At 70.5% G+C, this 17,376-nt stretch carries 16 protein-coding genes; 11 read left to right on the top strand and 5 right to left on the bottom strand.

All coding sequences use genetic code 11. From position 1 onward, the window contains the following. Positions 1-59 precede the first annotated feature (59 nt). Positions 60-1,154, top strand: a complete 1,095-nt coding sequence (locus OG257_RS32470) for a hypothetical protein (protein WP_329213187.1) — start codon at positions 60-62, stop codon at positions 1,152-1,154. 114 nt (positions 1,155-1,268) lie between these two features. On the opposite strand, the gene OG257_RS32465 is transcribed toward OG257_RS32470, so the two are convergent. Together OG257_RS32465 and OG257_RS32460 are read right to left on the bottom strand one after the other, a co-directional pair. Continuing rightward, on the bottom strand, positions 1,269-2,918 hold the full coding sequence (locus OG257_RS32465; protein ID WP_329213185.1) for a subtype B tannase: 1,650 nt from the start codon (positions 2,916-2,918) through the stop codon (positions 1,269-1,271). A gap of 301 nt (positions 2,919-3,219) precedes the next feature. Further along, positions 3,220-4,995, bottom strand: a complete 1,776-nt coding sequence (locus OG257_RS32460) for a tannase/feruloyl esterase family alpha/beta hydrolase (protein WP_329213183.1) — start codon at positions 4,993-4,995, stop codon at positions 3,220-3,222. A 255-nt stretch (positions 4,996-5,250) separates the two neighbouring features. On the opposite strand from OG257_RS32460, the gene OG257_RS32455 reads away from it, so the two are divergent. From OG257_RS32455 to OG257_RS32420, 8 genes are all read left to right on the top strand, one after another. Continuing rightward, complete coding sequence (locus OG257_RS32455; protein WP_329213181.1) at positions 5,251-5,904, top strand: GntR family transcriptional regulator; 654 nt, start codon at positions 5,251-5,253, stop codon at positions 5,902-5,904. A 46-nt stretch (positions 5,905-5,950) separates the two neighbouring features. Then, positions 5,951-6,700 (top strand): PIG-L deacetylase family protein, encoded by a 750-nt coding sequence (locus tag OG257_RS32450; protein WP_329213179.1) that lies wholly within the window; start codon positions 5,951-5,953, stop codon positions 6,698-6,700. Next, positions 6,697-7,407 (top strand): 4-carboxy-4-hydroxy-2-oxoadipate aldolase/oxaloacetate decarboxylase, encoded by a 711-nt coding sequence (locus OG257_RS32445; RefSeq protein WP_329213177.1) that lies wholly within the window; start codon positions 6,697-6,699, stop codon positions 7,405-7,407. Before OG257_RS32450 ends, OG257_RS32445 begins: the two co-directional genes overlap by 4 nt. Further along, positions 7,404-8,477 carry a 4-oxalomesaconate tautomerase gene (locus tag OG257_RS32440; protein WP_329213175.1) on the top strand — a complete coding sequence of 358 codons (1,074 nt, stop codon included), beginning with the start codon at positions 7,404-7,406 and terminating at the stop codon, positions 8,475-8,477. Before OG257_RS32445 ends, OG257_RS32440 begins: the two co-directional genes overlap by 4 nt. Positions 8,478-8,537: 60 nt before the next feature. Further along, a complete protein-coding gene (locus OG257_RS32435) occupies positions 8,538-9,488 on the top strand; it encodes a catechol 2,3-dioxygenase (RefSeq protein ID WP_329213173.1) in 951 nt (316 codons plus the stop codon). 230 nt (positions 9,489-9,718) lie between these two features. Next, positions 9,719-11,050 (top strand): MFS transporter, encoded by a 1,332-nt coding sequence (locus OG257_RS32430; RefSeq protein ID WP_329213171.1) that lies wholly within the window; start codon positions 9,719-9,721, stop codon positions 11,048-11,050. 138 nt (positions 11,051-11,188) lie between these two features. After that, complete coding sequence (locus tag OG257_RS32425) at positions 11,189-11,644, top strand: Rieske (2Fe-2S) protein (protein ID WP_329213169.1); 456 nt, start codon at positions 11,189-11,191, stop codon at positions 11,642-11,644. Between the two features lie 160 nt (positions 11,645-11,804). Then, positions 11,805-12,275, top strand: a complete 471-nt coding sequence (locus OG257_RS32420) for a pyridoxamine 5'-phosphate oxidase family protein (protein ID WP_329213167.1) — start codon at positions 11,805-11,807, stop codon at positions 12,273-12,275. Positions 12,276-12,309: 34 nt separating this feature from the next. Here OG257_RS32420 and OG257_RS32415 read toward each other — a convergent pair whose 3' ends face one another. After that, positions 12,310-13,209, bottom strand: coding sequence for a LysR family transcriptional regulator (locus OG257_RS32415; RefSeq protein ID WP_329213165.1), 900 nt, complete (start codon positions 13,207-13,209; stop codon positions 12,310-12,312). Positions 13,210-13,283: 74 nt separating this feature from the next. On the opposite strand from OG257_RS32415, the gene OG257_RS32410 reads away from it, so the two are divergent. Then, the gene (locus OG257_RS32410) at positions 13,284-14,285 is read left to right on the top strand and encodes a DMT family transporter (RefSeq protein ID WP_329213163.1); all 1,002 of its coding nucleotides are present in this window, start codon (positions 13,284-13,286) and stop codon (positions 14,283-14,285) included. On the opposite strand, the gene OG257_RS32405 is transcribed toward OG257_RS32410, so the two are convergent. Continuing rightward, positions 14,272-15,603, bottom strand: a complete 1,332-nt coding sequence (locus tag OG257_RS32405; protein ID WP_329213161.1) for an aminotransferase class I/II-fold pyridoxal phosphate-dependent enzyme — start codon at positions 15,601-15,603, stop codon at positions 14,272-14,274. The genes OG257_RS32410 and OG257_RS32405 overlap by 14 nt on opposite strands. 35 nt (positions 15,604-15,638) lie before the next feature. Between OG257_RS32405 and OG257_RS32400 the strand changes: the two genes are divergently transcribed. Further along, positions 15,639-16,334 (top strand): pyridoxamine 5'-phosphate oxidase family protein, encoded by a 696-nt coding sequence (locus OG257_RS32400; protein WP_329213158.1) that lies wholly within the window; start codon positions 15,639-15,641, stop codon positions 16,332-16,334. A 62-nt stretch (positions 16,335-16,396) separates the two neighbouring features. Here OG257_RS32400 and OG257_RS32395 read toward each other — a convergent pair whose 3' ends face one another. Further along, positions 16,397-17,359 (bottom strand): DMT family transporter, encoded by a 963-nt coding sequence (locus OG257_RS32395; RefSeq protein WP_329213156.1) that lies wholly within the window; start codon positions 17,357-17,359, stop codon positions 16,397-16,399. Positions 17,360-17,376: the final 17 nt, after the last annotated feature.

Here is a 17,376-nt window from a genome sequence, read left to right as displayed (position 1 = left end):
ACCGATGCCGACCGGCTCAGGGGAGAGACCGGGCGGGTGAGAAGGGGCGGGAACACAGCGTGGGCAAGGGTGGGGCGTCCATACCGGACGAGGAGTGGGAGCGCTTTCTGCGGGAGGCCGAGGAAGGGACTCCGGGCGCGCCCGAGGAACCGTCGGCGCGTGCCCGGATGGTGGCGCAGCGGCTGCGGGATGAGCCCGGTCGGCCGGAGGGCTGGCGGACTCACCAGCCGGCGCGGCCGCGCAGGGGAAAGGGCTGGTACGTGGTCGGCCTGCTGGCCGTGGTCGTCCTGCTGGTCGTGGTGATGGTTCCGGGGCGGGTTGCCGGGTGGCTCGGAGTCGGAGGCGGCGGGAGTACGCCGCTCGCCGCCGAGTCGGAACGTCCGGACCGGCCGCCGGCGAAGGAGGCGGCCCTACCACCCACGTTGGAGGAGCCGTTCAGAGGATCGCCGGCGGAGCGGTGGGGCGACGGGACGGCATCACTCGTCCTGCCTGCGGCACGGGCGACCGGCTGGATGAGCAAGGAGCAGGTCGCGCAGGCGCTCGACCGGACCCGGGAATTCCTTGCGGAGTCCAGCCTGGATCCTGGTGTGCTGCGCGGGGAGCGGCCGGCGAAGGCGATCGCGTTGATCAATCCGTACCAGCAGGATGTCAACGACTACCTGGAGACCGCGTTCCGCGCCCCGAGCCGGGAGAACGACCCCCTGATGCTGTTCAGCCGTTTCGCGGAGGCGAAGGCGCGGCTGGTCGGGAACGTGGTCAGGACCCGTGGACGGATCGTGTACCGGCAGGGTGAGCGCGGTGCGGTCGAGGTGTCCACCGACGTCACCTACGTCTATCCGGTCGTTCGTGCCGCGCCAGGCAGCGACGAAGTCACCCGCACCATTGTGCGCCGCGAGGTCGTCGTGAGCTGGGACGACCCGTCGAAGGTGAAGATCAAGCCCGGGACGTTCTCCCTCGTCTCCTACAAGTCGGACACCACCAACGGCGGTTGCGACACCTTCACCGGCTATTTGGTCCCCGAGTTCAGCGCCGAACGCGCGGTGACAGGCTCGGGGGACGGCCCCGAGGTCGACCCGTACGACCGGAGCACGTCTTTGGACGCGCGCCTCCGCGAGAGCGACGGAGCGGGGTGCGGGACCGCCTCACGGCTGTGAGCGGCAGTCTCGCGCGTGCCGCACGAGATCCGGTGTCCGAGGGAGCGGTCTGCCCGTGCCCGACCTGGCAGCCGCCGGCCCCTCGGCCTCCCGTTGAGTGGTGAAGCGGTACGGCTACTTCCGGTGGCCGGTCACTTCGGCGATCCATGTGAGGAAGTCCGCCGCATCGGTGTTGGCCCCGTGCCCCTCGTCCCAGTACATCAGGGAGTTGACGTCGTCACCGAGGTTGTCGAGGCCGGCGGCGAGGTTTCCGACGACCGTGAGGGAGGTGTCGGAGTCGGTGGTGCCGACGCGGATCCACCAGTGCTTCGAGCGGCCGGGGTTCTTCTGCTCGATGTGGTACATGGGGTTCATCAGCTTGAGCTTTTCCGGGATGTCGCTGTCGAGCCGCTTGCTGCTGATGCCGGTGGAGTCGTTCTTGAGGCTGTACCGGGTGAAGTGCCGCGCCTGCGTGACGCCTTGGCCGAACTCGTTGTTCTCGCCGGCGGACAGGTCGAAGGCGTCGAAGGCCGGAATGGTCTTCTTCCGCGCACCCACGTGGGCGAGGTAGTCCTCCCAGGTGAAGGCCGCACGGTTGTCCTTCCATGTGATGAAGGTGTTCCTGGCCAGATAGGCGGCACGGTCGGAGGCCGACAGCCTCGTGAGGTAGGTCGTGGCCGCCGGCTGGAGGTAGGTCTGCAGCAGGTACTGGTCGTAGTTGCGTGCGGTGAGAGCTCCGAACCGGCCGATGCCCCTCAGCTTGAGCCCTGCCTGGTACTCCGCGAACCGGGAACGCAGCTCGGCGGAAACGGCCTGGTCCACCTGCTTGCCGGTGCTCTGTGTGACGCTGGTGCCCCAGTTCCACTCGTAGGCGCCGTCGGCGTGCTCGAGATCGGCGATCGGGCACCAGTCGCCGCTGGCGAAGACCGCGTCGCTCGCCTCGGCAGCACCGGCTTCCTTGAGGTACCCGGCGTACAGAGGGCTGTTCCCGGAGGCGCCGAGCAGGGCCGAGAGGGCGCCTCCGGCGCTGGTGCCCGTGGAGACGATGCGGTCGGTGTTGCCCGGGATACGTCCCTTGTTGGAGCGCACGTAGCGCACGGCGGCCTTGAGATCGACGATGGCGGCCGGGGCGGTGCCGTAGTAGGTGCCACCGGCATCGGTGAGGGAGCGGCCGCGGCAGCCCGGCTCCACGACGACGTAGCCTGCGGCCAGGGCCAGCTTCGGCAGGCTGACCATCTTGCCCATGCCGTCGAGCATCGAGTTGCCGCCGGACTCCACGTCTCCCGTACCGGCCTCGGCCCCGGCACCGGCCCCGCCGGAGGGAGTGGCGCCGGGCGCGCCTGCACCGGGTGGACCGCCGACGCCGCCCATCTCCATCGTGGCTTCTCCGACCCCCGCGGCGTCCGCCACGCTCGCCGGGAAGTAGCCGCCGACTGCGTTGGCGAAGACGATGGGGGCCGCGGTGGCGTCGACGGCCTTGCCGTCGATCTCGACGGGAACGCTGACGACCAGACTCTGGTAGTCGGGGTTCACCGGACGGGTGACATAGGTGATGGCCTTGTAGAAGTGGTAAGTGACCTTCTTGGCGCCGTCGTCGGCGCCGATGGTGGTCGTCAGCTCGGTGTAGTCGTCCCTGTCGAAGACAAGCGTGCCCGAGCCGTTGGTGTCGTCCGTACCCCCACCGGAAGCCTGTGCGTTCAGGGCGAGACCTCCCGCCGCCGCGACGCCGGCGGTTGCACCGATACCCATCAGGACCGTCCTGCGCTTCACTGCCCTGTGCTTCACGTGGCGTCTCTTTCTTCTGCGGCAGTCCTGGACTGCCGTCGCCTCACATGCCGGATGCCGGGCACGGCCGTGGCGGACCCGATCGGGTCCCGGATGCCACGCCGACGGCTCGGGACCGACCGTAGGAGACACCCGCAAGAATCGTCAACAATTTCGTGACCATTCAAAGGTGATGCACAAACTCGAGGGCGGCACACAGGAAGACCGAACCGGTCACCCACCCCCGGAGCTGGACCTGCGGGGTCCCGCCCCGGGGGCGTCGGCCGGTTCGGGGCCGAACACCGGCCGTCACGTCAAGCGGTCACGCCTTGCCCTTGGTGACCACCCACGCGCCGTGGACCCAGTTGCCCGTCGTCTCGTAGCCGGAACGGAAGGAGCCGAGCCAGTCGAGCGTCAGGCCGGCCTCGGCACGGGACGCGACAGGGGTATAGCTGCTCGCCTCGTCGGCCGGGCCGCCGGTGGTATTCCTGGCGACGTACGGGAAGGGGTAGACCGGGCGGGCGGCGGTGACCTCACCGCTGCCGTCGACGGCCGTGGTCGCCAGGCTGCCCGGAGCCTCGCCCCTGGTCACCCAGTCGACCACGGCGGTCAGCGCGTCGAAACTGTCCGGGCCCTGACCGCCGCCGCAGTGCGCCACACCCGGGAGCAGGAACAGACGGGCGAAGCTACTGGTCGCCGCTGCGCCGCCCATGGCCTTCTGCACGGCCTTGTAGTACGCCATCGTTCCGACGGCCGGGATGTGCTGATCCCCCAGACCGTGCCAGAGGATGAGCTTGCCGCCTGCCGCCTTGAACGCCTTCAGATCCGGGTCGGTCGCGTCGTACATGCCCTCGTTGGGCCGCATGACCTTCTTGTAGTAGGCCTCGGTGAACTCGATGTCCTTGTACGTCAGGGCCGGCTGTGGGCTGTCGAAGATCTGGTAACGGATCGTCTCCCGTACGAAGTTCACGTCTCCGGTGGTGCCGGTGGCCGTGGCCGGGACGATGACGCCGGCCCAGTTCGGTTCGGAGCCGCGCAGCTGGTACCCCGGGTACAGCAGCTTGCCGTGCTCGTCGGTCGGCCCCGCGTAGATCCGGTGCAGCGTGGTGATCTGGTCCGGTGTCAGGCAGTAGTCCGAGGACGTGGAGGTCTGACCGGCCGCGCATCGGATGCTTGCCGGATCCCAGTCGCAGTCCAGCGGATCGGCGATGATCCCGTCGGTGGCGCCGCAGCCCTCGAGTACGGCCTCGTGCAGGGGCGCGAGGTCGGCGGTGGTGATCGTGGCCGGCCCGCCGTCGAGGAAGACCGACTGGGCGGTCCAGGCGTGCGAGAAGGTGTTCAGCGCCGTGAAGTTGTTGGCCGGGGCCCCGGCGACGATGCCGTCGAAGTCGGCCGGGTAGCGCTGCGCCTCGGTCAGGGCCTGGTGACCGCCCTGCGAACAGCCGTCGAAGTACGAGTGGGCGGCGGGCTGCCCGTAGTACAGCTTGATGATCGCCTTGGCCGTCTGTGCGAGCTGATGGTCGGACTTGTAGCCGAAGTCGGCGCGCAGCGTCGGGTCGGTGGAGAACAGGCCGCCGCCCTGGTAGTGACCCTCGTCGCTGGAGGCGACGGCGAAGGCGCCCCCGGTCAGCGGGACACAGCCGCTCGATGCGGGGGCGCTGCCCGCGTTCACGTTGCCGCAGAGGCCGCCGCAGCCGATCTGGAGGTAGTCGGCCTGCCACCCTGTCCGGGGCAGACGCAGCTCGAAGTGGATCTGCGGTGCGATCACGCCCTTCACCACGCAGGCCGCCCAGTTGCCGAGCGTATTGTTTCCGGCGGCCAGCTCCGTGGCGGAAGTGATCCCGAAGGGCACACCCGGCACGGCGGCGGCCAGGTCCTGCGACGCGATGCCGGCGCAGGACATGGCCGGCTCGATACCGGAGGACGTGCTGCTCGACGTGACGGCAACGACCGAGGAGGCGGCCGGGGCGCCGACCGCACCGGCGGGCCCCCCGGCCGGCAGCAGCAGGGCGGTCGCGGCGGCGAGCCCGGTGGCGGCGGCAGCGGCGGTGAGGACTCGTGCGCGGGACAGGCATGGAAGCAGGCGAGGTCGCCTCATGCGCGTTCCTTTCCTGAGGAGGGGGTTGAGGACAGCAGGCCGTACCGGCCCGTGCGGACGCGGTGTCGCGTCTTCCACGCCCCGGCTCCCGGATGCCGGGCAGTCGAGCGGGCGGCGGTCACGACGGGGCAACGGGTGCCGTGGCGGATGAACGTAGCGCCGCCGAAGCACGTCGGCAATACCGTCGCCAAAATCGTTGACAATTCTGTTGGCCTAAGTTTAGGTTCGACAGGCACTCACTCAGGGAGGGCATAGATGCCGAAGGAAGCTCGTCCAGGCACCGGGGAGCAGGCCAAGCAGCAGGCGCTCGCGCAGCTGCGGCAGGCGATTCTGCAAGGGGAGATGGCACCGGCCCAACGGCTGGTGGAGGACGATCTCGCCGAGCAGTTCGGTGTGACGCGGGCCAGCATCCGTGCGGCCCTTCTCGAGCTGGCATCGGAAGGGCTGGTCGAGCGGATCCGTAACCGCGGATCACGCGTGCGTGTGGTGACCAGGGAGGAAGCGGTCGCCATCACCGAGTGCCGGATGGTCCTCGAAGGGCTCTGTGTCGCCAAGGTGGCCACCGGGGCGACCGAGGAGCAGCTGGCCGAGCTGGCGCGGACGGGCGCGGCGATGTCGCGTGCGGTCGCCGACGGCGAGCCGATGACCTACTCCGAGCTCAACCACCAACTGCACGCCATGATCAGGGAGTTCTCCGGCCAGCGGACGGCCGTCGGGCTCCTGGAGCGGCTCAACGGCCAACTGGTGCGTCATCAGTTCCAGTTGGCACTGAGGCCGGGCCGTCCGCAGAAGTCCCTGAGTGAGCATCTGGCCGTGATCGAGGCGATCACGGCGAGGGACCCGCAGGCGGCGGAAGCAGCCGTCCGCGCCCACCTCAGCAGCGTGATCGACGCCTTGCGCGACGACTGACGCACCGCGGGGGCGGGAGCACACCTGTCACCAAGGAGAGTTCATCATGACGCACGGCAACGCGCCCGCCACCCCACGGTCGACGCTGGTGATCACGGCGCACGCCGGGGACTTCGTGTGGCGGGCGGGTGGAGCCATAGCCCTGGCGTCCTCGCGCGGGGAGTCGGTCACCATCGCGTGCCTGACCTTCGGCGAGCGCGGCGAGTCCGCCAAGGCGTGGCGCGAAGGCAGGACGCTGGACGAGATCAAGGCGATACGCCGCGACGAGGCCGAGCGCGCGGCCGCGACGCTCGGCGCCGAGGTGCGCTTCTTCGACGCGGGCGACTATCCGCTCCTGGTCGGCCGCGAGCTGACCGACCAGCTCGTCGAGGTCTACCGCGCCACCCAGCCCGACGTCGTCCTCACCCACCCCGCCGAGGACCCTTACAACGGCGACCACCCGGCTGCCAACCGGATGGCCCTCGAATCCCGCATCCTCGCCCAGGCCATCGGCTACCCCGGCGCGGGCGAGATCATCGGCGCACCGCCTGTCTTCTACTTCGAGCCGCACCAGCCCGAGATGAGCGGCTTCAGGCCCGAGGTCCTCCTCGACATCACCGAGGTGTGGGAGACCAAGCGCAAGGCCATGGAGTGCCTCGGCGCCCAGCAGCACCTGTGGGACTACTACACCGACCTCGCGGTGCGCCGCGGCGTCCAGCTCAAGCGCAACGCCGGCCCGAACCTGGGCCTGGCCCACAGGACCATGGCCGAGGCGTACATGCGCCCCTACCCGCAGATCGCGAAGGAGCTGGCATGAGCGGCGTGATCGTCACCGGCCCGCCGAAGGCGGACGCGAAGGATGTCGAGGCGCTCGCCGGATACGGCGTCGCCACCGTGCACGAGGCAATGGGCCGCACCGGCCTGCTCGGCACGCACCTGCGCCCGGTCCAGCAGGACACCCGGGTCGCGGGCACCGCGGTCACCGTGCTGTCCTGGCCGGGCGACAACCTCATGATCCACGCCGCCGTCGAGCAGTGCGGTGAGGGCGATCTGCTGGTTGTCACCACCACCTCGCCCTCCACCGACGGCATGTTCGGCGAGCTGTTCGCCACCGCGCTGCAGCGGCGCGGCGTACGCGGCCTGATCATCAACGCGGGCATCCGGGACACGGCCGAACTCCGCGAAATGGGCTTCCCCGCCTGGTCCGCGGCAGTCAGCCCGCAGGGCACGGTCAAGGCGACCGGCGGCTCGGTCAATGTGCCTGTCGCGATCGGCGGCCAGGTCATCCGTCCCGGCGACGTGATCCTCGCCGACGACGACGGTGTGGTGTGTGTGCCGCGCGAGCGCGCCCGCGAGACGGCCGAGGCCTCCGGGGCCCGCGAGCAGAAGGAGGCCGACGCCCGCGCCTCCTTCATCGACGGCAGGCTCGGGCTGGACCGTTACGGCCTGCGCGAGACGCTCGTACGCCTGGGTGTGACGTACCGGACCTACGAGGAGTACTCCCGCGACGGAGCGGGGACATGACCGGGCTGCTCGAGGAGGTGCGCTGCATGCTCATGCGCGGCGGCACCTCCAAGGGCGCCTACTTCCTCGCCGCCGATCTGACCGCCGACCCCGTCGCCCGCGACGAGCTGCTGCTGCGGGTCATGGGCAGCCCCGACCCGCGCCAGATCGACGGCCTCGGCGGAGGGCACCCGCTCACCAGCAAGGTCGCAGTCGTCTCCGCCTCCGCGCACCAGGACGCCGACGTCGACTACCTCTTCCTCCAAGTGAACGTGGAAAAACCGGAGGTGACGACGAATCAGAACTGCGGCAACCTCCTCGCCGGGGTCGGCCCCTTCGCCGTCGAGCGGGGCCTGGTCGCAGCCGAGGACGGTGAGACCTCGGTGCGCATCCGGATGGTCAACAGCGGGGACTTCGCCACCGCCACCTTCCCGACGCCGGGTGGCCGTGTCGCGTACACCGGGTCGGCGGAGATCTCCGGCGTGCCCGGCACGGCCGCGGCCGTGGTGATCGGGTTCCCGCCGGGCGCCGGCCCTTTGCTGCCCACCGGTCGCGTCCGTGACATCGCGGCGGGGACGGAGGTGACCTGCGTGGACAACGGTATGCCGACCGTGCTGGTCGCCGCGTCCTCTCTCGGTGTCAGCGGTTACGAGGACCCCAAGGAGCTGGAGGCGGACGCGACCCTGGCCGAGCGGATCCGGGAGATCCGTCTCACGGCAGGGAGGTCGATGGGCCTCGGCGACGTCTCCGACACCACGGTGCCCAAGGTCAGCCTGCTGGCGCCTCCCCGGTACGGCGGTGCGGTGACGACACGCACGTTCATCCCGGTGCGCTGCCACACCTCCATCGGCGTACTGGGCGCCGCGAGCGTGGCCGCCGGTCTGCGCATCGAGGGCGGCGTCGGCGAGGAGGTGGCACAGCTGCCCGCACGGGGGGACCGGCTGCGAATCGAGCACCCCACCGGCTTTCTCGACATCGAATCGAGCATCGAGCACGGCAGGTCAGGCGCTCTTCCGACCGCCCGCCGCACTGCTGTCGTACGCACCGCACGAAAGATATTCGACGGCGCGGTCTTCCCCCGCCCCGCCTGAGCCACACCTCCCTCCCGCACGCGCGGCCGCCCCGCACCCCCGCACATCAAGGATTCACAGATGACCCCACCCCTCGGCGACATCGCCCACCTCGGCCATGTCGAACTGCTCACCCCTGACCTGGACGCGAGCGTCCGCTTCTTCACCGACTACCTCGGCCTGACCGAGAACGGCCGCTCCGGCGACTCCGTATACCTGCGGACCTGGGACGACTACGAGCACCACAGTCTGAAGCTCACCGCCCACTCCACGCCCGGGATCCGCCGCACGGCCCTGCGCGCCTCCAGCCAGGAGGCGCTCCGGCGCCGGGTCGAGGCGCTCGAGGACGCAGGCCGGGCGGGCCACTGGGCCGAGGACGAACCCGGCATCGGCCCGCTGTACGTCACGACGGATCCGGACGGCCATGAACTCGCCCTGTACTGGGAGAGCGAGTGGTACGAGGCTCCGGACGAGCTGCGACCGGGCCTCAAGAACCAGCCGCAGGCCAAGCCCGGCCACGGGGTGGGCGTGCGGCGCCTGGACCACGTCAACTTCCTGGGCGCCGATGTGGCGGCCAACGGCGACTTCCTCCGGACGGTCCTCGGCGCCCGCCCCACCGAGCAGATCCAGCTGGACAGCGGCAAGATCGCCGCGCAGTGGCTGACGTTCAGCAACAAGTCCTACGACGTCGTCTACACGGACGACTGGACGGGCTCCAACGGCCGGCTGCACCACATCGCCTTCGCCACGGACACCCGCGAGGACATCCTGCGCGCCGCCGACCTGGCCATTGACTCCGGTGTGTTCATCGAGACGGGCCCGCACAAGCACGCCATCCAGCAGACGTTCTTCCTGTACGTCTACGAACCCGGCGGCAATCGCATCGAGCTGTGCAACCCGCTCACCCGCCTGGTGCTCGCACCCGACTGGCCCCTGATCACCTGGACCGAGGCGGAACGTGCCAAGGGCCAGGCCTGGGGTCTGCAGACCATCGAGTCCTTCCATACCCATGGAACGCCGCCCGTCGGCTGACGTTGCGCACCCCCTTCGGCCCCGGTCCGGCCCTGTGCCGCGCCGGGGCCAAATCGTTCCTTAGATTGTCAACAAAAGTGTTGACACACCCTGTCGGTGTTTCTACCGTCAAGGCCATCACCGCGAGTGCGCTTCCTGCCTCGCGTCGGGTCGGCGGCTCGAGCCGCGCCGACCGCCCCCTCTTCTTCCCAACCTCCAGGGACTCTCCTCCCGGACGAGAGGAAACAACGATGTCCTCCTCGCTCGCCCCGGCCGCTCGCGGCAACAGAATGGCCATGCTGGTCATCGCCCTGTGCTGGCTGGTCGTTCTCTTCGACGGCCTCGACATGTTCATCTACGGCTCCGTGCTGCCCCACATGCTCGGGGAGCACGCCCTGGGCCTCGAACCGTCCAAGGCCGGCGACCTCGGCAGTTACGCCACGTTCGGCATGCTGATCGGCGCGCTGTCGTCGGGGACGCTCACCGACCTCATCGGGCGCAAGAAGATGATCATGTCCTGCACCGCGCTGTTCTCCCTGGCCTCGGCTCTCTGCGCGGCCGCCCCCACGGTCGCGGTCTTCGGTATCGGCCGGACACTCGCCGGGCTCGGCCTCGGCGGTCTGCTGCCCACCGCGATCACGATGGTCTCCGACTACGCCCCGCGCGGCCGCGGCGCCTTCATCATCGGCTCGCTGATGACCGCCCACCACGCCGGCGGCATCCTCTCCGCCTATGTGGCCCTGTGGGTCGTGGAGCCCTTCGGCTGGCGAGCGGCCTTCTGGGTCTGCGTGGTCCCGCTGTTCATCGCGGTGCCGCTGGTCGCCCGGTACATGCCGGAGTCCCTGAGCTTCCTGGTCGCCAAGGGGCGCGCCACCGAGGCGGGCCGGCTCGCCGCCCGCTACGGCGTCGAACTGCCCGTCGCGAAGAACCGCCCTGCTGTTGGCGATCGCTGGAGTGCGCTGGCCAAGCTGTTCCGGGGCAAGGAGTGGATCCAGACCCTGATGTTCTGGCTGGCCTCCTTCGGCGGCCTCCTGCTCGTCTACGGAGTCGCCACCTGGCTGCCCACCATGATGCGTGCCGAGGGCTACGAACTCGGTTCCTCCCTCAACTTCGTCGTCGTCTTCAACCTGGGCGGCATCGTGGGCATGCTCGTCGCCGGCCGCTGCGCCGACCGCTTCGGCGCGGCACGCATCTCGGCCATCTGGTTCCTGCTGACCGCCGTCGGTGTCTACCTGCTGAGCGTCCACATGCCGCTCGGGCTGACCTTCACCGTGGTCTTCTTCACCGGCGTGTTCCTCAACAGCGCCCAGACGATGATCTACGCGACGGTGGCCGGCTACTCCACCTCCGACAACCGCGCGACGGCCGTGGGCTGGACCTCCGGAATGGGCCGCTTCGGCGCCGTGTTCGGCCCCTGGCTCGGCGGTCAGCTGCTCGCCAACGGAGCGGCGAACTGGGGCTTCACCGCCTTCGCCCTCTCCGCCGTGTTCTCCACGGTCTTCATCACCCTGGCCGGTCTGCGCATATCTCGGCGGACCACGGAGCAGGCGGCCACCGGCCTTCCCCTGACCGCCACGGGCTGAGCAGCTGCCTCCCCGGTCGCTCCCCCCGGGGGAGCGACCGGGGATTTCCTCGTCATGCGGGGAGACTCGTCTGAACACCGGAGCCCTTCGGTCCGTACAACTGACGACGTCATGTACTCCGATGAAGGGAAAGCCGGCATGAGCGCATCGCAGGAGCGCCAGGTCCACTTCGGGCGCCGCACCGTCGTCGCGGCGGTGGGCGCAGCCGGAGTGGCCGCCGCACTCACCGCGTGCGGCGGCTCGAAGGACTCGGGCGGTTCGGACACGGTTCAGCCCGCCGGGGAGGGGGACGGTGCGAACGGGGGCGGCACGGTCCTCGCAAGCACCGCCGACATTCCTGAGGGCGGAGGAATGGTGTTCGCCGACCGGGGCGTCGTGGTGACGCAGCCCACGGCCGGTGAGTTCAAGGCCTTCTCCTCGAAGTGCACCCACCAGGGCTGCGCGGTGAAGGACATCTCGAACGGAACCATCAACTGCCCCTGTCACGGCAGCACTTTCGACGCGGCGACCGGCAGCGTCACGAACGGTCCGGCGACACAGCCGCTGCCGGCCAAGGAGATCAAGGTCGAGGGCGATTCGATCACGCTGGTGTAGCCGCCCGAACGCCGGGGAGAGCGTGTGCGGATCATCGCGGGGGGGGCTGTCGGCAGGCACCCCCCGCGACGGTCTCGGCCTGCACCACCCGGGTGGACTTCCGGAGGAGGAACCTCCATGATTCCGGACACCCGGTCGGACAGCAGGAAGGCACTCCCCCATGACCGTCACCCAGCGTCGCGGCCGTCGGATCATGATGACCGACACGGAACGGGACACCTACCTCGGCGAGCAGCGCACCTGCCGGGTGGCCACGGTGTCCGCCGAGGGTATGCCCCACGTCGGGGCGCTGTGGTTCGTGTGGGACGGCACGTCGCTCTGGCTGTACTCGCTCACCCGGAGCCGGCGCTGGGCACAGCTGCGGCAGAACCCGAAGGTCGCGGTGGTGGTGGACGACGGGGTGGAGTACGGGGAACTGCGCGGCGTGGAGCTGTCCGGCGAGGCGGAGGTCGTCGGCGAGGCACCCCGCACCGGCGAGGCGTGTGCCGAACTCGAGCTGCCGGAGCGGCTCTTCGCTTCGAAGTACTTCGGCCTGGACACGCTGCCGCACGACGGCCGGCACGCCTGGCTGCGGCTCACGCCCGAGGCCGTCACCTCCTGGGACTTCCGCAAGCTGGCCGGCCTCTCCTGAGAACCCGGCCCGCCCCACGGGGAGCGGTACCGGCTCAGAGTGCCCGGCCGGCGTCGCGCAGGGCCGCGACGGCTGCCCGGATCGACGGACGCCGGTCCGCGTCCGTCCGCCACACCGCGTGGATATGGCGCCGCATCTTCTGCCGCACGGGCACCATGCACACCCCTTCCGGCACCGGTCCGCGGCCGAGCCGGGGTGTCACACAGACACCGAATCCGGCAGCGATCAGCGCGAGTTGGGTGTGGTGCTCGCCCGCCAGGTGCGAGATGCGGGGCTCGACGCCCACGGACCTCAGGGTGAACATCAGCCAGTCGTAACAGAATTCGCCCTCCGGCCAGGACACCCACTCGTCGTCGGCGAAGTCCTCGAGGTCCACCTCCGTCCGGTCCGCGAGCGGATGCCCGGCCGGCATGGCGATGTCCGGTACGTCTTCGAGGAGTTCGGCCTTGGCCAGACCGCCCGGCACCGGCAGGCGCTTGTTGCTCCAGTCGAGCACCACGGCCAGGTCCGAATCGCCCCGGAGCACGGCGCGAATGGCCCGCTCCGGTTCCAACTCCACTGTGCGCACCTTCAGTTCCGGATGATCCCGGCGCAGCGCGGTGAGTGCGGCGGGGAACAGCCCTCGCGCGGCGGTCGGAAAGGCGGCCAGCCTCACCTCACCCACCACCTCCCCGCGCTGGGCCTCGATGTCGGACTGGGCCAGCTCCACCTGCGACAGGATCCGTGCGGCATGGTCGGCGAGCAGCTGACCGGCATCGGTCAGCCGGACGCCCCGGCCGTTCTTGGCGAGGAGCTGCTGGCCCACCTCGCGTTCCAGCTTGGCCATCTGCTGGGAAACCGCCGACGTGGTGACGTGAAGCCCCTCGGCAGCGCCGCTCACCGAGCCGTGCCGGGCGAGGGCATCCAGGGTGCGCAGACGCTCCAGATTCAACATGTAAGCAATGCTACGCGAATGGAGCCACTAAATCTCACTTGTCCTAAGCGGTTCCTGTTGTCATCGTTGACCTCATGAGCGCTCCTTCCGCACCGCCCAAGGTGCCGTCCTCCAGCATCCCCCGGCCCACCGCACCCTCCCCCGGCCGGCGTCGGGCCGTGGACTGGCGCATCCGGTTCGTGGCGCTCTCCCTCATCTGGGGCTTCAGCTTCCTGCTCATCAAGGTCGGCACCCACGGGTACGCCCCCTTCCAGGTCACTTTCGGCCGGCTGCTGTTCGGTACGGCGGTGCTCGCCGTCGCCATCGCGGTGCGCCGCGAACGGCTGCCGCGCTCCGGCCGGACCTGGGGCCATCTCTTCGTCGCCGCGTTCCTCCTCAACGCGCTGCCCTTCTCGCTCTTCGCCTACGCCGAGCTGACCATCCCGTCCACGCTCGCCGGGATCTGCAACGCCACCTCGCCCCTGTGGGGCATGGCCCTCTCGCTCGTCGCGCTCTCCGAGGACCGGCCGACCCGCCGCCGCGTCGCCGGGCTCGGCCTCGGCTTCATCGGCGTGCTGACCGTCCTGGGCGCCTGGCAGGGGTTCTCCGGGCTGGACTTCGGCGGTACGGCCATGGCGCTGCTCGCCTCGCTCAGCTATCCGATCGGCTGGATCTACGTCCGCCGCACGCTGGCGGGCACCGGCTCCTCGGCACTGGCGATGACCGGCAGCCAACTCTTCCTCGGTACTCTGCAACTGGCTGTCGTCACACCGGTGTTCACCTCGCTCCCCCAGCGGTTCCCGCTGCTCCCGACGCTCTCCGTCATCGCTCTGGGAGCGCTCGGAACCGGGCTCGCGCTGCTCATCCAGTACGGTCTCGTCCAGGAGGTCGGACCGACGACGGCTCAGATGGTCACCTACTTCATCCCGGTCATCGCCACCGCGGCCGGCGTGGCCGTCCTCGGCGAACAGCTGAACTGGAACACCCCGGTCGGCGCCCTGGTGGTCCTCGCGGGCGCCGCACTCACCCAGAGCAGGCCCCGTCCGTCCACCGGGCCCGCACGCATCCCGGGGCGCCGCCCGTTCAGCCGTAGCTGATGGGCGCGGCCCGCTGCGCCGCGGCCGCCACCGCGTCCGCCAGGGGTGCGATGTCCGCCCCGGTCAGCGGTGACACGGTCAGTCGCACCCCCTGCGGCGCGACGTTCCGGAAGCGCGCCCCCGGGGCCACCGCCCAGCCCGCGTGCAGCAGTCTGGCCACGGCGCCGGTCTCGTCGCTGACGGGGACCCAGACGTTCATCCCGCTCCGTCCGTGCGCCGGCACCCCGCGCTCCTCCAGGGCCAGGACGAGCGCGTCCCTGCGCTCTCCGTAGGCCCTGGCAACCGCGACGACATCGACGGCCCCCGAGGTCCACAGGTGCACCACTGCACGCTGGAGCAGGGTGCTGACCCACCCCGGACCCAGCCCCTGTCTGCCGGTCACGCGGTCGACGGTCACCGCGTCCCCGGTCAGCACGGCGACCCGCAGATCCGGTCCGTACGCCTTCGCGACGGACCGTACGAAGGCCCAGCGGTCCGTGGCTCCCACCAGCGGGTGCAGCGGCAGGTCGACGATGGCGTGACCATGGTCGTCCTCGATCAGGAGTACCCCGGGGTACTGCGCGAGGACGGACCGCAGCTCCTTCGCCCGCCCGGCCCCCACCGCGGCGCCGGTCGGATTCTGCGCCCGGCCGGTCACGATCAGCGCCTTGACCCCCGCCCTCAGCGCACGCTCCACATCGCCGGGCAGCGGACCCTCGTCGTCCACGGCGACGGGCGCGGCACGCAGTCCGAGGGCCGGGACGAGATCCAGCAGGCTGCCCCACCCGGGGTCTTCGACGGCGACCACGTCACCGGGCTTGAGATGGGCGGCCAGCACACGTTCGATCGCGTCGAGGGATCCCGAGGTGACCGCCACCGGGCCCGCGGGCACACCATCGGCCTCCAGCTCCGCCCGGACGAACGCCGCGAGTTCGGGGATCACGGGAGCATCCCCGTACAGCCCGGGTCTCAGCGCGTTCACCCGCGCGGCCACGGCCAGCGCTTCGCCGAGGTCGGGCAGCAGGGCCGGATCCGGGTTGCCGGACCCCAGGTCCCGTACACCCGGCGGCGCGTCGATCCGGAGCGAGCCCCGGGAGGTGCTCGCAGGGCGTTGCCGCACCCTGCTGCCCCTGCGCCCCGCGGTCTCGATCACTCCTCGCTCACGGAGCGTCCGGTAGGCGGCGGCCACCGTATTCGGATTGACCCCCAGCACCGACGCCAACTCCCGCATGGGCGGCAGCACATGGCCGGGAGCGAGGTCACCCGAACCCACACCGCGCTCCACGCTCGCGGCAATGTCCGATGCGCGCCGCCCGCTGATCCGATACTCTCCTAGCACAAACATGATTATGCACTAGTGCAATGGAGAGCGCAATGCCGGATACCGCAACGCCCGACAGCACCGGCCAGGAAGTCGCAGCCCCGTACGAGCCCACCGAGCGCACGGTCCCGAGCCGGTCCAGGGAACGCGCTTCGTACGACCGGGAAGTCGTCCACTCGATACTCGACGAGGGCTACCTCTGCCACCTCGGATTCGTCCGCGACGGAGCACCGGTCGTGCTCCCGACCCTCTTCGGCAGGGTCGGCGAGCGCCTGTACGTGCACGGCTCGACCGGATCCCGGCCGCTGCGCACGGCGGGCGCTTCGGATCCGGGCCTGGCGGTCTGTCTGACGGTCACGCTCGTCGACGGCCTGGTGCTGGCCCGGTCCGCGTTCCACCACTCGATGAACTACCGCTCCGTGGTGGTGCACGGCGTCGCCCGTACGGTGACCGACCCCGAGGAACGGCGCATGGCACTCGACGCCATCGTCGATCAGGTCGTTCCCGGCAGGTCGCTGGACTCCCGGCCGGCCGACGCCAAGGAGCTCGCCGCCACGGCGGTCATCCGGCTGGACCTCGACGAGGTCTCCGCCAAGGTCCGCACCGGAGGGCCGAACGACGACGAGGCGGACCTCGCGCTGCCGTACTGGGCGGGTGTGGTGCCGCTGGCCCACGGTTACGCCGCGCCGGTTCCGTCCGACGACCTCGACCCCGCCGTGCCCGTGCCGGACTACCTGGCCGCTCTCTGACACACCTCCGCGTGCCGGGCCCGTCACGGGGGGACGGGCCCGGCACGCGGTCACCCGCGGGATCAGGTGGGCAGGGCCTCCCGGCGCCTGCGGACGGCGGCAGCCGCGCCGCGCGCCTCGTCGAGGGCCAGTCCGGCCACCGCGCCGAGCAGAAGCAGCGTGCCGATGACCGTGGCTGCGGTGAGCTGCTCCCGCAGGACGGTGACCGCGATGAAGGCCGCGCTCACCGGCTCCAGAAGCATGATCACGGACACGGTCGCCGACCGGACCGCGGCGGCGCCCGCGAAGTAGAGCGCATAGGCGAGCGCGGTCGGCACAGCTGCCACATAGACCATCAGCCACAGCACCTGCCCGGTGGCGGCGGTGTGCGGCACGAGCCCCTCGGCCAGCGCCGCAGGCAGCAGACCGACCGCCCCGATGCCGAACGCCCACGCACTGGTGGAGAGTGAGTCGCCGGACGCGCCCTGGCGTCCCAGCCACCGGGTCAGCAGCGTGATCGCCGCATAGCCGGCGGCGGACAGCAGGGCCAGCAGCACCCCGACGGGCCGCACTTCGGCGGCCTCGCCGCCGAGCACGAGCACGGCGAGACCGGCCAGGGCACCGCCGACGGCGACGAATCCGCCCCGGCCCAGCCGCTCCCCCATCAACAGCCGTGCGCCGACGGCGATGAGGACAGGCCCGGCCCCCAGAGTGACGACGGTCCCGACCGCGAGACCGGTCGCTTCGACCGCCGCGAAGTAGGCGCTCTGGAACACGGTGAGACCGACGCCGGTCCCCAGGATGCGCAGCACCCGGAGACGGCGGGACTCATGCGGGACACGCGGGCGACGGGGCCGCAGCACCAGCACCCCCGCCAGGAGTGCGAGACCGCCTGCGCACCGCCAGAACGACAGGGCGAGCGGGCCGAGATCGCTGACCCGGAAGAGCAAGGACGCGGCCGCGCCCGCGGTACCCCAGGCGATACCGGCGACAACGAGATAGAGGAGGCTCCGCCCGACGGGCAGGCCGGAAACAGGGTGGGACACGTGACTTCTCCGGAGGA

The sequence above is a fragment of the Streptomyces sp. NBC_00683 genome (assembly GCF_036226745.1).
Classification (GTDB): domain Bacteria; phylum Actinomycetota; class Actinomycetes; order Streptomycetales; family Streptomycetaceae; genus Streptomyces.
This window is presented reverse-complemented; position numbering and strand designations above follow the sequence as displayed.